The following is a 17,386-nucleotide window of genomic DNA, read 5'->3' as shown; positions in this document are numbered from 1 at the left end:
TGAATTTTTATTTAATCAGGGGGTTTACAATCTCGACAATTTCTCCGTTTTGCTTATAAACTCTCGGTACGCGTGCGGTAACAATACAGGGAACCTCATAATTAATTGTCTCCATCTTCCGGGCAATATCATCCATGGTAATTTCTTCCTCGCCTTGCTTGCCGATCAGTGTTACTTTTGTTCCTATGGGCATTTCTTCGGGCAGACGGATCATGCATTGATCCATACACACTCTGCCGACAATCGGCGCTTTTTTCCCACCGACAAGCACAGCTTGTCCCTGAAGCTTGCGCAGCCAACCGTCAGCATAGCCGATCGGCAACGTGGCAATCCATTCCTCCTGCTGCGTTGCATACGTGGCTCCATAGCTTATTTTTTCACCTTTGTTCAGCTTTTTTATATGAACGATTCTCGTATGAAGAGAGAAAGCCTGCTTTAATGGAAACGGCAGCTCTGTTTTCATGTCCTCAGATGGTGAAAGACCGTACATCGAGATACCAAGACGAACGGCATTAAAATAAGCTTTTTGAAAACGCAGCGTCGTTGCACTGTTGGCACAATGGATGAAGGCCGGTTTAATTTCAAGCGCAGCAATCATCTTTGTAAAAGTCTGGTACTGCTCTTCAAAGTAATCTGTGTGCAAGTCATCCGCCGTGGCAAAGTGAGTGAACACTCCCTCCAGAAAGAACTTAGGTGAACGCTCGATAAACGCAGCAAGTTCATTGAGTTCTGCTGCTGTCTTTACTCCGAGCCGCCCCATTCCTGTGTCACACTTAATATGCACGCGAAGTACCTGACCATCCTCAAGATGCTTCTCAGCTTTTTCCAACCATTGCTTCTGAAAGACAGTTAATGAGATTTGCTGCTCGGCCGCTATTTTTGCTGTATGCGGACTACTCGCCCCCAATACGAGCAGCGGCACAGGTAAGCCAGCTTCCTTTACAGAAAGCGCCTCATCAAAGAAAGCGACAGCGAGCCCTTGAGCTCCTGCCTCTACAGCCGTTTTTGCTATTTGTATATCTCCATGCCCATAAGCATTGGCCTTCACTACAGCAAACAGCTTTGTATGTTCAGGAAGCAGCTTCAGTGTCTCCCTCACATTGTGCGAAATATAATCAAGATTGATCTCTGCCCATGTATCACGGTAAAACTTAGTCTCTACTGTCAACATATGCCCCTTCTTTCTTATCTGTATACGTGAAGCTGTAAAATTAGATTGCTTGTCAACCTTATTTTAAGTATACAGCAAGAAGGGATCAACAGATTCTAGATAACAAGGATGTTCGATTCACTCCCTTCTCAGAAAAAGAAATAATTAAGAGCCAGAAATGTTACTTCCACCCTTGGGCTGCCTAGTAATTAAAAAAGCTATCCCTGCCAGCACCAATGAGCCTGTAAGCGAAATCTTCTGCCCGCTGGCTCCTTTGTTAAACACCCTCTGAAATTTCCCTTTTTCCATTGACAAGTTTTATATTTAAATAAAGAAAAAGGAACGTCAAATTCCCGTTCCTAAAGCGCCCAATCCAAGGCGGCTGTATCCGTCTACTTTTCCATTTCCGCCTGCATAGAGCGGGCTACTTCAATCATCTCAGCTTCGCTTAAATCTTTAGAAGCAATCATATAGTCTATCCCCTTATAAGTCCAAGAAAGGGACTGATCTGTGATCTCACCAAACGCAAAACCAAGATCGGCCATTTCCCCGCTCATACTAGCCGTTTCCACCGAGGCAGCCGACGGAGTAACCGCCTTTTCCTGAACCACTGTGAACGACTTGTCTCCTCCATACGTAAGAACAATTCGTTTACCACTAGCTGTTAACATTTCATTTTCCTCGAGCAAACGACTGCCAACAACTTCTGCCTGCGGGTAAAAAACCGTGAACTCCTTTTCCTGTTCCTGAGCAAGCACCGGCATTTCCAATTGAGCTCCGGTCATATTCTTTTTCACATCAAAAGATGATTTCTCAAAACTCGCTTTAAAATCTACTTTTGTAAAACTGACAGTCAATACCGGTTTGCGGTCCGGATCCATCACCTTTACAGAAACAGGGGACAAGTCACGTTTGTTAAAAGTGATTTCTTGAAGCGGAAGCATGTGGCTGTTTGGATACCTTGTCTTTGTTTCAAACACATAGTGTTTGTCTGTTTCTTCAAAGGTTGCCTCCTGATCGCTTTTAATGTCTTTGACAAGTGATTCGAACAAATAAGCTTGACTGCTGTTTTTCGGCCAATCGCTTTGAAATTTAAAGCTTTTATTCAAAGACGGCGTTAAAACATATACACCTGATTCGTTCTTCAGGATCATCTGACTTTGATCCTTTTTATCATTGGACAATTCTACACGGTAAAAGTTATTTTCTTTATTCCAAATTTCCACGTGATATGCCTGTTTTTCCTCTCCTGTCTGCAGCGTCATTTGCGCGGTAGCCTTGTATCCCTTCATCTCTTCCGCTTTCTCATTTAAATCCTTTGTCACATCCTCCTTAGATTTTGCTCCGCAGGCAGAAAGAACAAATAAAGCAACCAGGCATAGCAGCCAGACTAACCTTCTTTTTGTCATTTCCTCACAACCCCTTTCGCATTAAAAATATATGAGACAACCTTTCAAAATATGATTGTCCAAAAGGGGCTGTTTCTTTTTATTTATTTTTCTATGATGACTTGAGCAGCTGCATATTCTTTGCTATGTGTAATAGATAAATGTACTCCCTCAAAAAAAGGGGATTTAATATAAGGTTTGCCGTATTCATCTGCCTCTGTTTCAATATCTTGAAAAGACAGCTGCTCACCAATGCCGCTTCCAAGCGCTTTAGCGAACGCTTCTTTTGCAGCAAAGCGGCCAGCTGCATATTCATATTGGCGCCTGCCATTCCTGCTGTTAAACACTTCTCTCTCTTTCTCTGTTAAAATTCGTTCAACAAACTTTGGCTGCCTTTGTATGAGCCTTTGGATCCGGCTAATCTCTACAATATCCATTCCAATGCCTCTTATCATGTTAGTTAACCCTTCTTCCTTAATTCGTACCACTGGTATATTTTTTCCCCATCAACTGCTGAAGCATCTATTAGTTTTATTTTTTTGCCGCCTATCCCACTCCTGGTCACTGAATGAATGGTTGACAGTTTTTTTTGCCTTTGCCGCCATGTATTTACCATTTCCAACGATTGAATACGATTCTTCATCATAAAAGCTGTTTGGAGGGAGATTCTTCTCGTTCTAACAGTAAATTGGTTCCCTTGAATATTCCATCCAACCGCTTTGAAGCAAATAAACCCATAAAGAGCCGCAGGCAGAAAAACAGCTAGAAACGCCAAGCCAAATGGCCAAAAAAACCAGGTAGCTAGCGCCACCGGTAAAGCCATATATAAGCAAGCTCTTCCCATATACCTGCTTATCGCTTGTGCCGGAGCAGGAGTCAGCTTTACTGAAAAACAATAATCTGGAAAGATTTCCGCCAGCATCTTTAGTGCTTGTTCTTTTTTTACCATCGGCATAACGACCATATTTGCATTGTCTTTCTCTTTAGCCGTTCCCCCCGCACTTTCTAGATGAACAGAACAGTAACCCAACCCTTGCCTGAGCGGATTCTCTAGAATAGTAATTCCCTGTATACGATCCATCGGGACTGTCAGCTGCTGTTTTTCAAGCAGTCCTCGTCGGATGATCAAACTTTCTTCCTTGTGACACAGAGTAAACCCCGCATATCTCAATAAGGTCATTCCAATTGAAATAATCCAGGCGGCAAATAAAGCCAGAAAAACAATGAATGCAATAAAGACGGTTCCCATTTCGATAAAATGTGAAGCTTCTTTAAAAATCTTCTCATAGGGAATGATATCTTGAAACTGGGATAGAAAAGCGAATACCGCCGAAACGACCACACCGATCCCCCTGATGTGGCGGCTAGGAGCAACAATTCGGACAGTTGAGCTTGATAAACAACGTCTTCTTCCCCGTTTGCCTTTACTTTCTCAAGGAGATCATCGGTAACATCTACTGGGGCTTTTCGCTTTTTTTCTTGGTTAATTAATTGTTGAAGAGCTTGTGCTTCTTCTTTTGTAATAGCAGTCAACTCCGCTTCCGATTCAGATTCAGCCCCTGCTCCCGCTGTCTCTACTGTAATTTTCACAAGACCAAACATCCGGTGCAGCAGCCCCTCTGACACATTTAAGCTTTGAATGCGCTCGATTGGAATATAGCGTTTCTTTTTCACGAAGAGACCATATTCAATTTTAAATTCATTTTCTTCCAGTCTATAAGTAAAGCGCAGCCATTTAACAATACCAGAAATAAGAACGTATAGAACGACCATTCCTATAGCTACAATCGGGAAATAGTCCCAAAAACTATTCCGCTCTCCGTTTCCGATAAAAATCACGAAAACAACAGGCAGGATAAGACTTTTCAATTCCTTAAAAAAAGTTAACAACGCAGCGATAGGATGAAGCTTCTTAGGATTAGACATCTTCTTCCGCCACCCTTGCAAGAGCCGAAATGACCCTTCTCATTTCTTCCGCCTCTTCCATCTCAACGGCTGGTATTTCATGAATTGTCGCGGCCGTCGAGATTTTAATCGCCCCTAGACCATATTTACGCAAGAGCGGTCCTTGTTCTGTATCGACATGCTGCACACGGGTCATAGGGATCAGCGTACGACGAACAACAAATACCCCTCGCTGCAGCTCAATCTCCTGCTCCCTCACTTCATACCTCCATCTTTTCCATCGCATATTCGGCAGAGCCATAACAACCGTCAGCACTTCTAACACGCCCACTGCTACAAGAAGAAAAAGAATCCATAACGGCCACTGTTTAATCACAATGAATACACCAGCTCCGATAATTAAGAGCCATAAGAAAACAGAACTGATGCTCCCTGATATTCTCCATACTTTTAAAGCTTTTTTGAAATTCTTTTTGCAGGTTCTTCCATATTCATATTCACAGCCTTCATCATTGTTTTCCTGTTATAACGTTTTAAAGCTGGTAAAAGTTTCATCTTCTTTCACTTTTTCTAGAAAAACCGGTATGTGATCAAGAAACTTCCATGAAAAAAAGAGGCCGCCCCAAAGTCAGCGCTTTACTAACTTCATGGGACAGCCTCTTATCGTTCATGATTTATTGGGAAGTATATTTTCTTCTTGGATTGCTTTTGCGATCACGGTTGTAAGAGCGATTGCCGCCGGATGAACGTCCGCCTTGGCGGCTGCCATACGGCTTTTTAGAACTTGAATTTTTAGAACGGAACTTATCTTTCTTTTGCGGAAGAGAAGACTCATTTGTAATATGAATCGGTGTCCGATCTGGCTCTTTTGTGATCAATTTTAAAGCAGCAGCTACAAGCTGTTCAGCATCATACTGGTCAAGTAAGCCTTTCGCCAATGCTTTATATTGAGAGAGATCATTTTTAGCAACAGACTCTTCTAGTTCATTAACAGCAGCCTGCTGCTGTCCAACCAATGCATCATCCCATGTAGGGGCAGCCATCGGGGACATTTTTTTCTTCGTTGTTCTTTCTACTTCTTTCAGATAACCCATTTCTCTCGGTTCAACGAATGTAATAGCGACTCCCTCTTTACCGGCGCGGCCTGTACGACCGATGCGGTGTACATAGCTTTCTGGGTCCTGTGGGATATCGTAATTATATACGTGGGTAACGCCAGAAATATCCAGTCCACGAGCAGCTACGTCTGTCGCCACAAGCACATCGATTTTCCCCTCTTTAAAACGCTTCAGCACAGTCAAGCGCTTTGCCTGAGTTAAATCGCCATGAATTCCCTCTGCTTGATAACCACGAAGGCTTAAAGCATTGGCTAATTCATCTACACGTCTTTTAGTGCGGCCGAAAATAATCGCCAGCTCTGGTGAATGAACATCGATCAAGCGAGAAAGCACGTCAAATTTATCGCGTTGATGCACTTTTACATAAAACTGCTCAATGTTGGAAACAGTCATCTCTTTCGTCTTCACTCGAATGGTCACAGGGTCATTCATAAATCTTTCAGCTATCGCACGAATCTGCTTAGGCATTGTCGCTGAAAACAACAATGTCTGGCGTTCAGCCGGCATGTGGGAAAGAATAGCCTCAATATCTTGAATAAAGCCCATGTTCAGCATTTCATCTGCTTCATCCAATACCAGTGTCTGTAAGTTATCAAGCTTCAACGTTTTCCGATTAATATGATCGAGAATCCGTCCTGGTGTTCCTACAATGATGTGAGGGCGTTTTTTCAATGCGCGAATTTGACGTTGAATGTCCTGACCGCCATATACGGCTAAAATGCCGACGCGTTTGCCGCTGCCAATTTTGTAAAGCTCTTCTGATACTTGAATAGCGAGCTCACGAGTTGGAGCAATAACTAATCCTTGTACCATGTGGTTATGTGTATCAATTTTTTCGATCATTGGCACACCGAAAGCCGTTGTCTTTCCTGTTCCTGTCTGTGCCTGACCAATAATGTCTCGCCCTTCAAGACCCGCTGGAATTGTCTGTGCCTGGATTGGTGTTGCTTCTTCAAATCCCATTTTATCAATAGCTTTTAAAGTGGTTTCACTTAAATTTAGTTCTTTAAATTTCGTCAATATTTTCTTCTCCTTCTGTTTCGATTGCCGTATCAAACAAAAAATACTCTTCGTATGAAGAGCAAAAGTTATTGTCATCATATCATTTTTATTGGTTCATTACAACACAATCGATATTTAAATCACTCTACTACTTCCCGTTAAAAATGTAAAGACTTTTTCAAACAACCGCTCCTTTTCTCCCGTATGGCAAATATGGTGTTTCGCATGCGGCACATAGTAAATTTCCTTCTGGTGAGCTGGCAAGCATCTGTAGATATATTCGGCGCTCTTAGGCGGCACAATCCCGTCTGCCAACCCCTGAGCAATGAAGGTTGGCGTCTGAATTCTCGAAAAAAGCGGCCTGCTATAAGCAGCCATTTTTCGAAACTGCCAGGCTGCTGATATAGGCGTGAGCAAAAACTTACTCTTGTAGCGCAAAAACAATTCATTTTCACTCAGCTTACCGTTTCTAGCGTCTTTCCACATTTCCTTCATGTCTTTAAGTAATTGCCCCACATTAATATATTTAGCCGCAGCGCTCAATAATATAAGTTTCTCTACAGGATATTTTTCTGCTAAGTAAGCCGCAATCAATCCACCCATAGAAAATCCAATGACATAGACCGTCTCACACTCGGAAAGCAGGTTTTTCATTTCTCTTTCTGCATGGCCAATCCACTGCTGATAAGTAATTCCTTTTAAGGAAAGAGTCTCTCCGTGACCCGGAAGTGTAGGTACAACGATTTTCCAAGTTGTTTTTTCATGCAAATACTCAGCGAGAGGTTCTACTTCGTAGGGAGCTCCAGTAAAACCGTGAATGCATAAACAACCAATCATCTTCATCATTTCCTTTTCTTAACTATTTTCTTTTATATACGATAGTCATTACCCGTTCCCCTTGCAGTTCAAAAGAAAAACACCAGGGGCTCTACCTGGTGTTGAATTTATACACAAGTCCGGACGCCCGCTTTCATTCAAATGCTTGTCCTGCATTCCGGCTGTGACACAGCTTCCCTTACTGTCAATTACATTCAAGTGCCTCTACTACTTCTTCAAGTCTAACACCGCGAGAAGCTTTAACAACAATTAAATCGCCACTAGCAACAATCGACTTTAGCTTCTCAATGAGCTCGTGTTTGTCGCTGAAAGCGAAGATGCGGTCTTCTCCAAGAGAGTTTTTCGCGCCGGCCGCAATAAATTGACCGAGCCGGCCAAGTGTAAAGAGATAATCAATCGCTTCCCCCTCTACCGTTTGGCCAACTTGATAATGGAATAACTCCTCATCTAGACCTAATTCAAGCATGTCTCCCAGCACAAGAATCTTCCGCTTGAATCCTGGCATCTTTTCAGCCAACTCAATAGCCGCTTTCATAGAAGTCGGGCTGGCATTATAAGCGTCATTAATAATCTTCGTGCCCTTCATGCCATCTTTCATTTCCATCCGCATTTTTGTTAACTCGACAGATGTCAAACCTATTTTCATCTCTTCAAAAGTAAGACCCATTTTGTGGGCTGCCAGCATAGCAGCCATTGCATTTAATACATTGTGTCTGCCGATGATAGGCAGAAAAAATTCCATGTCAGGCGCTTTATTGACCTTAAACCGACTTCCATCCTGAAGGGTCTGAACAGAGAGAGGATACATATCGTTTTCTGCCTCTAGACCAAAGGTTTCCGTCTTTAATTCTGTCTCTTTTAAGGCTTCCTTTAATAGCGGTTCATCTCCGTGATAGATTAGTGTACCATCAGCAGCGAGACCATTGATAATTTCTAGTTTTGCTTCAGCAATTGCCTCTCTTGATCCTAAATCCTGCAAATGAGCTTCCCCAATATTAGTAATGATAGCAACGTCTGGAGAAGCGATCTTCGTTAACAGGTCGATTTCACCTTTACTGCTCATCCCCATTTCAATAACAGCCGCTTCTGTATCTTCCTTTAAAGATAAAATAGTTAGCGGAAGACCAATATGGTTATTGAAGTTTCCTTCTGTTTTTTGCACCTTGAATTTTCGAGAAAGCAGGCTTGCTGTCATATCTTTCGTCGTTGTTTTTCCATTGCTACCAGTAATGCCAATGACCTTTACATCCAACTCTTCCCGGTAGGCTTTAGCTAGCTGTTGCAGTGCCTTCAAAGTATCTTCTACAACTAACACCGGCAAATCCTCGGGCGGGTTTGGCCTGTCCTTCTGCCAAAGGGCAGCAGCTGCCCCCTGGTTAATCGCCTGTCTAATATACTGGTGGCCGTCCGTATTTTCCCCTTTAAACGGGACAAACAACTGACCGTTCGTCGCTTTGCGAGAATCGATGGCCACTCCTTGAATAAGATAATCTTTGAATGACTCAAAGTTATTTTCTATTTTTATTATATTTGCTATTTGTTCAATGGTCTTACGCATCATAAAATCAATGTCCACCTTTAAAAAGTATATTTAAGTTGCTGTTTTTCCTCATAGCGTTCTTTTGCAAGATCAATTAATCTTTCGATTAATAGAGGATATTCAACGCCCGCATGCTTCCAAAGCAGAGGGAACATACTAAAAGGAGTAAATCCAGGCATCGTGTTTACTTCATTAATCAGCAGCTCTCCCTTTTCCGTTAAGAAGAAGTCAGCGCGAACAAGCCCCGAGCAATCTAATGCCTGAAAAGCAGTAATAGCCATTCTTTCCATGTTAACTTGTGCCTCTTCAGAAATTTCAGCAGGAATAATTAATGCCGTATTTCCGTCTTCATACTTCGCTTTATAATCATAAAATTCCTTTTTCGGAACAATTTCACCAATGATAGAGCATTTCGGGTCTTCATTTCCAAGCAAGCCAATTTCCAATTCTCTTGCTGCGACGCCCTCTTCTACAATAATTTTGCGATCAAACTGGAACGCTTCCTCATAGGCTGCTTCCAATTCCTCTCGATTTGTGCATTTACTAATACCTACGCTTGATCCAAGGTTAGCCGGCTTGACGAAGCATGGATACCCCAGCTCTTTTTCTGCTTTCTCATAGGCTGCTTCTTTATCTTCCATCCACCCTTTGCGTGTAAGCCACACGTAGTTTACTTGCGGCAAATGAGCCTGAGCAAAGATATTTTTCATAATTACTTTATCCATGCCGGCTGATGAAGCAAGTACGCCATTGCCCACATAAGGAAGATTCATTACCTCAAGCAGCCCTTGGACAGTACCATCTTCGCCATTTGGCCCATGTAAAAGCGGAAAAATGACATCGTATTTTTTGGAAACGAGGCTTTGAGCCACTGTGGACGGCTGGCCATCACTCGCAAACTGCAGCTCGGATACTTGGTTGACGGGACCAGTCAGCTTGTTCCCTTCAATCCAATTTCCCTCTGTTGTAATATAAATAGGATAAATATCAAATTTATTTAGATCAAGTGCGCCAATAACCGCTTTCGCCGTTTGTAAAGACACCTGATGTTCAGCGGATTTTCCCCCATATAATAAACACAGTTTCGTTCTCATATTAGCCCTCCAATAAATAAATGAAAAATTTCATTGTTTCCATTCTATCATGCTTTAAGCAAAGAAAAACTAAAATTCCATGCAACTATCTTCCCGATTTATTCCGCTTTCCAGTTGCTGCCTACCACGCGCTTGCATCAGTAAAATTTTCCAGCACGCAAAAATTAATCATCAGAATTTTATTTCTATAGTAGCTTCGCTGCTCATTCCCACTCCTCAAGGAACAGTAGGGCTGATTGCACCAATGCGACATGAGACGGACAAGTTGGTGAATTTTGAGCCTATTTGTCAAAGTTTTTATTAATGATTATTATTCTTCCTATTTAATACTTATGCGTTTAATACGCCAGAGCTCATGCTTATCCTTCTGCCTGAAAAAACGATGCTTCTGCAAGCGAGGTTCCACAACAAGGCGGAAGTTTCGCCTTCAATTCCTCTTTATTTTTACACTCCCTCTAAAAAAGAAATCCTGAATAAGCCATCCAACGACTGATTCAGGACTTTTCCTTTCTTAAAAATACACACTCCATTCACGAGTCTTTTTATCAAATTCAAAGTGGCCATCTGGCGGCTGTTTGTAACAATTTACATATTCATCAAACATTTCGTCCATATTAATGTAATCTCCTACTACCCATACCGGCACTTCTACCTTTGTTCTGCTTTGCACCGCCTTCGTCAAAGAAATGACCATGCCTTCTTTCATTTTATCTGTAAAAGAAGCAACCATTTCTTTTGGAACAGGCGGAAAAGAATTACCTTTTCGCAAGGCAAAAAAAGACTTCTCGCTGCGAAAATAGCCGAGCTTGAACGAAATGGCCTGCCCGAGCATAAAATAAAAATCAGGAAGATAACGATAATATGTTTTATTAAACCATTCATCTTCTTCAGAAAGATAAGCATAGCGATTGTTCAATTTACTGTAAAAAGGGACCCGCAAATGATGCTTGCAATGGCCAAGGTAAAGTAGCTCGGCAATCTCTCGACCCTCTAGCTCATTAAGTCCTTCCATATCATCGAAATCCAGCCAGCAGAAGTCGCCGTATTCAGCAATCGGTTCTTTAAGAAGGTTCTTAACTTCTTCTGCGTCCACGTAATTAAACCTCGTATGCATATTAAAACCCGCCTCGCTGTATTCATGCTTCAGAAGCAATAAATGATTCAGCTCTTGAGAAAGGCTCCGAACAAAATCATGAAAATCAATACCATATGAAATTGCATATTGGTGAGCTGTATTTAAGTGAACATAAATAAGCTCTTTCATAGTCCCTTGGCTCTTCAAAGCGATGCCCCCCGATTTTCTCGAAATTACGACGTCTTTTCCGCATCAATATGTTATACTTTCTATTTTAGCAAAAGAAATCAAAAACTCGTATGTTAAAATCTAATAAATATGTGATTCTTTTTTCACTTTCCTTTTCTGTTCGTTTTATAATAGGAAAGAATGATTTTTTCACCAAGGAGGGATGCTTATGCTGACAAATTTAACTGAAGATCAAATGACTCTTCTTATCATAAAAGCGTTAAAAGAAGGAAAAAAGAAGGAGCTCCAAAAACTGCTGGACGAACTGCATCCTTATGATATGGCAGCCATTTATACAAACTTGCCTGAAAAACATCAGACAAGATTTTTGCTTCAGCTCAGCATTCCTATTTTGACGGATATGATCCAGGAACTTGATAATGAAAATCAGCTGGATGTACTGAAAAAAGTAGGAAAAGAGCGATCCCGAAAAGTTCTTGATGACATGGATAACGATGATTTGGCTTCCCTGCTGGACGATATGTCCCCTGAAAAAATTAAACTGTTTTTAGCGGGCATGAAAAAAGAAGAGTCGACTATCATCGAAAGCATGATGGCTTATCCTGCTGAAACTGCCGGCCGGCTCATGACGAACCGGTTTGTGTGGATTAGAGACACTTATACAGTGCGGGAAGCAGTTGATAAATTAAAAACCTTTGCAGAGTTTGCTGAGACAATAAACTATTTGTATGTTATTAATGCTGAAAAAAAGCTTGTCGGTGTTGTTTCCTACCGCGACCTGCTTTTAGCTGACGCCAGTGAAAAGGTAAGTGATGTCATGTATGGACGGGTGATTTCTGTTTCCGTTTACACGGATCAGGAAGAAATTGCCCGTTTAATCGAGCGTTATGACTTTCTGGCTATTCCTGTCGTCAATGACAAGGATGTGCTTGTTGGAATTGTCACGTTTGATGATATTATTGATGTCGTCATTCAGGAAGCGAACGAAGACATTGAAAAGCTTTCTGCCTCTGGTAAAGCGATTGACTTTGACACAAAAGCTTCCACTGCCGCTTTCCGTCGGCTGCCCTGGCTTATTCTACTTCTATTTATCGGCCTTGTTTCCGGAAGCATTATCTCAGGCTTTGAAGACACACTGAAACAAGTAGTGGCCCTTACTTTTTTCATGCCGATGATTTCCGGCATGACCGGTAATACAGGTACTCAATCCCTCGCTGTTGTTGTACGTGGCCTCGCCTCCCGGGACATTGATATGAAGACGGTGATGAGCCTTGTCGCTCGAGAGTTTGGCGTGGGCTTTATTATAGGTATTGTATGTGCTATTTTAATTTTCCTGATCGCCTTTTTTTGGCAAGGGAACGCCATACTAGGAGTGGTTGTCAGCTCTTCCCTACTCTTAACGCTTATTATCGGAACGCTTTCTGGCACAGTGATTCCATTAGTTCTTTACAAGTTGAATATCGATCCGGCTGTAGCGTCCGGGCCGCTTATTACGACAATCAATGATATTTTTTCATTAATTATTTATTTTTCCATCGCCTCATGGTTTCTGCATCAATTAATGTAACAAGTGGACTAACATCTGCCAGTGTATAAATAAAACCTATGCTGGCATTCTCAGGCTGTTTAGAAACAACTTCTTTCAAAGCTTGAAACTCGACAAGAAGCGGAGTGGTCATAAAAACACCTCGCAGACAGGTAAAAAGCAAGCGCTTCTTAACAGTCTGAGGCATATTTTTCTTTCGCCTAGCATATAAAGTAGTATCTTTAATTTGACTGAAAAATCAGTATTTATTATACTATTGATAACTATTTAAGTGCGTTAAGAGGTGATTCGATGGGACAATGAAGGTTCAATATGAGCTCTCCCATAAGCCCGTCTCACTAAAGGTGCGGCTCGTTGAAGTGAAAGATTGGCTTTTGCAATCAGGTAACTTTACTCTACAGGAGGTGACTCCTTGTCCGTCCCTCGGCGGACTGAGGAAACTATTTGGACATATTTAACCTGGTGTTCATCGTCATCCTTATAGCTCTAACTGCGTTTTTTGTTATTTCAGAATTTTCCATCGTTAAAGTCCGCAGCTCGCGGATTCATCAATTACTGGAAGAAGGCCATCCAAAAGCACCTGCTGCAAAGCTTGTTATTTCAAGCCTTGATGAATACTTGTCAGCCTGTCAGCTTGGCATTACGATAACAGCCCTTGCACTTGGCTGGATCGGTGAACCGGCTATGGCCGGTGTATTAAAGCCGCTTATGGATCTTCTTCACATCCCTTCCTCTTTGTCTCAGGTAATCATTGTAGGAGCGGCATTTTTCATTATTACTTTTCTTCATGTAGTGGTGGGGGAGCTCGCGCCAAAGACACTGGCTATTCAAAAAGCAGAAGCGCTGACGCTTTTCTTTGCCCGGCCATTGATCATATTTTATAAAGCCATGTACCCTTTTATATGGACGCTTAATGGAACAGCCCGGCTCGTTACCGGTCTGTTCGGCATAAAGCCCGTTTCTGAAAATGAAGCGGCGCATACGGAGGAAGAGCTGCGTCTCATCTTATCGGAAAGCTTAAGAAGCGGTGAAATTAACCCTTCTGAATTTAAATATGTAAATAAAATTTTTGAGTTTGATGACCGGATTGCGAAAGAGGTTATGGTTCCGCGTACAGAAATGGTCACGCTGTCTAAAGAAATGACGATTCAGGAGTTCATTGATGTCGTGCGTGAGGAGCGATTTACACGTTATCCCGTTATTGATGGTGACAAAGATCATGTGATTGGCCTTGTTAATTTTAAAGAGGTGCTGACCGACTATGTTAAGCAAAAGGAACTCGGTCCCGTTTTACTCGAGCAATACGTACGTCCCATTATTCGTGTCATCGATTCCATTCCTATTCATGAATTACTCGTTAAACTGCAAAAAGAGCGAATTCACATGGCTGTATTAATGGACGAATACGGAGGGACATCTGGCCTGGTCACGATTGAAGATATTTTAGAAGAGATCGTTGGAGAGATTCAGGATGAATTTGATACAGACGAGGTGCCGCTCATCCAAAAAATAGCTGATACTCATTATATTATAGACGGCAAAGTACTGATCAATGAGGTAAATACACTTCTTCATCTGGCACTGGAAGACGAGGATATCGATACAATTGGCGGCTGGATTCTTACGGAAAATTACGAAGCCGTTCAAGGGGACATTATTGATTATGAGGGCTATCTTTTCACAATCAAAGCGATGGAAGACCATCAAATTAAATATGTGGAAGTGCGAAAAAAGCCACAGGTACAGCTGGAGGAGCAAACTCTTCCAACTAAACAATCCACCCTTCCCCTAGCAGAATCAAAAGCAATATAGCTGTCTACTTGAACTTGTAGGTATTAAAAGAGAATGAACCGGCTCAACAGCTGGCACATTCTCTTTTCTTTTTATTCTGAAAGTGTTTATCTAGCAGGAGTTTTTTATAAAAGAGCGAATTTATGAAAAGTTGCTCCAACACTTCTTTATGAGGGAATGATAATAAGTGCTATTACTAACAACTTTGGTCTTGCTTTTCCTTTTTATCTATACGGTCGGAGCTACTGTTTTCATCCGAGTATTTGAAATAGGAATACATAAACGCGGAACAGGAGAAAATATGGTCGCTTTAACTTTCGATGACGGTCCTGATCCTAGGTATACCCCCCGTTGCTCGATTTATTGGAAAAACATCATGCAAAAGCCACCTTTTTCATTGTGGGTGCTAAAGCCCGTGCCTATCCAGACATTGTCCGAGAGATCAAGAAGAGAGGCCATACGATCGGTATACATAACGACACACACCTATCCAATTGGCTGTTCTCACCCTTGATGTTTAAAAAACAACTGGCAAAGGCACAAGTAACAATTATGGAAATAACAGGAGAACCAACTATGTACTATAGACCACCGTGGGGACATTTTAACTTACTTACATTGCATACAGTCAGACCATTGCAAACCATTATGTGGACTGCTATTCCCGGTGACTGGAAGGAGAGTGTTCAACCTGCTGCACTCGCCGACAAACTAAGAAAAGAGCGAAAGCAAGGCGCTATTATTACACTGCACGATAGCGGTACCACTTTTGGAGCCGATGAACATGCCCCGGCAAACACATTAAAAGCATTGGAAATCTTTCTGGCAGATAAAGATTCAGCTAACTATCGCTTTGTAAATATTCATACTATGTTACAAGCCTTCAAAGGGAGCAAGCTGTAATATGGAATCTCAAATTCTTGATTATCTGTCTCAATATGGATTAATTATTTTGTTTATTGTTGGTTTTTTCGGTATTGTGGGCATTCCGGTTCCTGAAGAAAGCTTATTCGTCTACGTAGGCATTCTGGCGAGACATCAGGGCATTCCGCTGCTCTCAGCCTGGCTGGCCATCTCTGCAGGTGCTTTTTCCGGCATGCTGACAAGCTACCTGCTTGGTCGCAAGGTGGGGAAGCCTTTGCTTGATCGGTATGGGAAGTATTTGGGTATGAGCAAAAAAAGATGGAGAAAAGTCCTTCTTCACTGGGATATGAAGAAATCCTTATTTACCGGGTTCTTTATTCCTGGAATAAGACAATTCAATCCTTATTTTGCTGGAGTAGCGAAGTTTCCCTTGCTTCTGTTTCTCCTCCTTTCTGTTTTAGGCTCACTTATATGGGTATTATCTTATATAATGATTGGGTATGTTGTTAGCTCGTATATAACAGTTAAGCCTATTTACTTAACGATCGCCGGTGCGATTTTTCTTATTGCGTTTTTGATTCAGCTGCTATATAAATGGAGAAAGTCTAAAAACAAAGCTACCAGCACCGAACGCTAAAGGAGTTTTCGCCTATGAAAATTTTATTACTGCCCCTCTTCCGCATGCCTTCTGGACACCATAAAGCGGCTGAGGCCATTATTGGACATTTATCCAATATAGAAGCGGAAATTGAAGTAAAGACGGTTGACTGTTTGAGTCATTTTCATAGCGGCATAGAGGCCATTATTTCAAACACATATTTAAAGTGGATTAGCCGCAAACCAGCGCTGTATAGTAAGTTTTATCATTCTTTTATTTATTCGCACAAGCCAAAAGATGATCTGCCCTCTGGCTCTTCTCTTTGCTTCTGGGACAGCTATCTTGCCTGGCGGATGGAGAAATTCATTGAAAAAGAACAACCAGATTTTATTATCTGCACTCACTGTTATCCCTCTAAGCTTCTGAATCATCTTAAAAAGAGAGGGAAAGTTAACGTTCCCGTCATAAATGTGTATACGGATTTCTTTATGAATGATATATGGGGAAAAAAATATATTGATTTTCATTTTGTTCCGCACCAGGAAGCAAAAGAGAAGCTCATAAAAGTATATTCGTTAAAGCAAGAGCAAATATTTGTAACTGGCATTCCTATACACCCCTTTTTCCAAAAGCCTTCACGCCCCTTGTCGGAAGGCTATGTGTTAATCGCAGGTGGCAATAGCGGGCTCGGCAACTTAACTTCATTAATTGAACAATTATCTGCCTCTGAGCTTCGATACTCTTACAAAGTGCTGTGCGGTCATAACCAAAAACTATATGAGCATATCTGCTCTCTTCACCATAAAAAAATAGAAGCTATTCCTTATACAAGCTGTCGCGAACAAATGAATCTCTATTACGAAAGAGCCTCTGCCATTGTCACGAAACCAGGCGGAGTGACAATTACGGAAGTTCTGGAAAAGTCCCTGCCTGTCTTTATTATGGACACCTTGCCAGGTCAGGAAGAAATTAACTGCCATTACTTGAGAACTCAAAAACTGGTGTATAAGCTCGATATACAGCAGCCGATTGAATCACAGATTACCGATGTTATTAACAATGAGGTAGAGATGAATAAATGGCGCAAGCGGCTTGCCTATTATCATTTAGAAAAAGATGCTGAAATAAAAAACAGCTTACTTGCCGTTTTTAAAAGCAAAGAACGAACCTATGCCTCCTCAGTAAAAGAATCAGCCTGGGATCCATATCTCGGCTGATTTTTTACTGAGCTCTTGCTCGTTCGTCTAAATGAATAATGTTATAATTTTTGTGGTTAATTTAATTAAAGG

General features: G+C 41.6%; 18 protein-coding genes. 6 read left to right on the top strand and 12 right to left on the bottom strand.

Going from position 1 to position 17,386, the window contains the following annotated elements; genetic code table 11:
- Window positions 1–7: 7 nt before the first annotated feature.
- From alr to CJ483_RS15570, 11 genes are all read right to left on the bottom strand, one after another.
- The gene (alr, locus tag CJ483_RS15620) at window positions 8–1,171 is read right to left on the bottom strand and encodes an alanine racemase (protein ID WP_120036084.1); all 1,164 of its coding nucleotides are present in this window, start codon (window positions 1,169–1,171) and stop codon (window positions 8–10) included.
- A gap of 371 nt (window positions 1,172–1,542) precedes the next feature.
- Window positions 1,543–2,559, bottom strand: coding sequence for a LolA family protein (locus CJ483_RS15615; RefSeq protein ID WP_120036083.1), 1,017 nt, complete (start codon window positions 2,557–2,559; stop codon window positions 1,543–1,545).
- An 83-nt stretch (window positions 2,560–2,642) separates the two neighbouring features.
- Window positions 2,643–2,993 (bottom strand): holo-ACP synthase, encoded by a 351-nt coding sequence (acpS, locus tag CJ483_RS15610; RefSeq protein WP_120036082.1) that lies wholly within the window; start codon window positions 2,991–2,993, stop codon window positions 2,643–2,645.
- Between the two features lie 5 nt (window positions 2,994–2,998).
- On the bottom strand, window positions 2,999–3,718 hold the full coding sequence (locus CJ483_RS15605) for a PH domain-containing protein (protein ID WP_259455812.1): 720 nt from the start codon (window positions 3,716–3,718) through the stop codon (window positions 2,999–3,001).
- Window positions 3,715–4,464: a PH domain-containing protein gene (locus CJ483_RS15600; RefSeq protein WP_120036080.1), complete on the bottom strand. Its 750-nt coding sequence runs from the start codon at window positions 4,462–4,464 to the stop codon at window positions 3,715–3,717. Before CJ483_RS15600 ends, CJ483_RS15605 begins: the two co-directional genes overlap by 4 nt.
- Window positions 4,457–4,819, bottom strand: a complete 363-nt coding sequence (locus CJ483_RS15595; RefSeq protein WP_259455684.1) for a PH domain-containing protein — start codon at window positions 4,817–4,819, stop codon at window positions 4,457–4,459. The genes CJ483_RS15600 and CJ483_RS15595 overlap by 8 nt, the downstream gene beginning before the upstream one ends.
- A gap of 298 nt (window positions 4,820–5,117) precedes the next feature.
- The gene (gene cshA, locus CJ483_RS15590; protein ID WP_120036078.1) at window positions 5,118–6,581 is read right to left on the bottom strand and encodes a degradosome RNA helicase CshA; all 1,464 of its coding nucleotides are present in this window, start codon (window positions 6,579–6,581) and stop codon (window positions 5,118–5,120) included.
- Window positions 6,582–6,698: 117 nt separating this feature from the next.
- Window positions 6,699–7,400, bottom strand: a complete 702-nt coding sequence (locus tag CJ483_RS15585; protein ID WP_120036077.1) for an alpha/beta hydrolase — start codon at window positions 7,398–7,400, stop codon at window positions 6,699–6,701.
- Between the two features lie 184 nt (window positions 7,401–7,584).
- On the bottom strand, window positions 7,585–8,961 hold the full coding sequence (locus CJ483_RS15580) for a UDP-N-acetylmuramoyl-tripeptide--D-alanyl-D-alanine ligase (RefSeq protein WP_120036076.1): 1,377 nt from the start codon (window positions 8,959–8,961) through the stop codon (window positions 7,585–7,587).
- Between the two features lie 17 nt (window positions 8,962–8,978).
- The gene (locus CJ483_RS15575; protein WP_120036075.1) at window positions 8,979–10,034 is read right to left on the bottom strand and encodes a D-alanine--D-alanine ligase; all 1,056 of its coding nucleotides are present in this window, start codon (window positions 10,032–10,034) and stop codon (window positions 8,979–8,981) included.
- A 511-nt stretch (window positions 10,035–10,545) separates the two neighbouring features.
- Window positions 10,546–11,316, bottom strand: a complete 771-nt coding sequence (locus CJ483_RS15570) for a hypothetical protein (protein ID WP_120036074.1) — start codon at window positions 11,314–11,316, stop codon at window positions 10,546–10,548.
- 190 nt (window positions 11,317–11,506) lie between these two features.
- Here CJ483_RS15570 and mgtE point away from each other — a divergent pair, with 190 nt between their 5' ends.
- Entirely contained in the window at window positions 11,507–12,865 is a 1,359-nt protein-coding gene (mgtE, locus tag CJ483_RS15565; protein ID WP_120036073.1) for a magnesium transporter, read from the top strand.
- Here mgtE and CJ483_RS15560 read toward each other — a convergent pair.
- Window positions 12,819–13,031, bottom strand: a complete 213-nt coding sequence (locus CJ483_RS15560; protein ID WP_120036072.1) for a hypothetical protein — start codon at window positions 13,029–13,031, stop codon at window positions 12,819–12,821. The two genes, mgtE and CJ483_RS15560, sit on opposite strands and share 47 nt — an antisense overlap.
- Window positions 13,032–13,143: 112 nt before the next feature.
- Here CJ483_RS15560 and CJ483_RS24585 point away from each other — a divergent pair, with 112 nt between their 5' ends.
- The 5 genes from CJ483_RS24585 to CJ483_RS15540 all read left to right on the top strand — a co-directional run bounded on the left by CJ483_RS24585 (window position 13,144) and on the right by CJ483_RS15540 (window position 17,314).
- Complete coding sequence (locus tag CJ483_RS24585) at window positions 13,144–13,302, top strand: hypothetical protein (protein ID WP_182917075.1); 159 nt, start codon at window positions 13,144–13,146, stop codon at window positions 13,300–13,302.
- Window positions 13,289–14,656, top strand: a complete 1,368-nt coding sequence (locus CJ483_RS15555) for a hemolysin family protein (protein ID WP_120036071.1) — start codon at window positions 13,289–13,291, stop codon at window positions 14,654–14,656. The genes CJ483_RS24585 and CJ483_RS15555 overlap by 14 nt, the downstream gene beginning before the upstream one ends.
- A gap of 330 nt (window positions 14,657–14,986) precedes the next feature.
- Window positions 14,987–15,538, top strand: coding sequence for a polysaccharide deacetylase family protein (locus CJ483_RS15550; protein ID WP_120036070.1), 552 nt, complete (start codon window positions 14,987–14,989; stop codon window positions 15,536–15,538).
- A gap of 1 nt (window position 15,539) precedes the next feature.
- Window positions 15,540–16,136: a DedA family protein gene (locus CJ483_RS15545; RefSeq protein WP_120036069.1), complete on the top strand. Its 597-nt coding sequence runs from the start codon at window positions 15,540–15,542 to the stop codon at window positions 16,134–16,136.
- Between the two features lie 14 nt (window positions 16,137–16,150).
- Window positions 16,151–17,314 (top strand): MGDG synthase family glycosyltransferase, encoded by a 1,164-nt coding sequence (locus tag CJ483_RS15540; RefSeq protein WP_120036068.1) that lies wholly within the window; start codon window positions 16,151–16,153, stop codon window positions 17,312–17,314.
- Window positions 17,315–17,386: the final 72 nt, after the last annotated feature.

Origin of the sequence: Bacillus sp. PK3_68 (genome assembly GCF_003600835.1) — a bacterium.
Taxonomy (GTDB): Bacteria; Bacillota; Bacilli; order Bacillales; family Domibacillaceae; genus Pseudobacillus.
The sequence above is the reverse complement of the archived record's forward strand: the minus strand, read 5'-3'. Positions and strand labels throughout refer to the sequence as shown.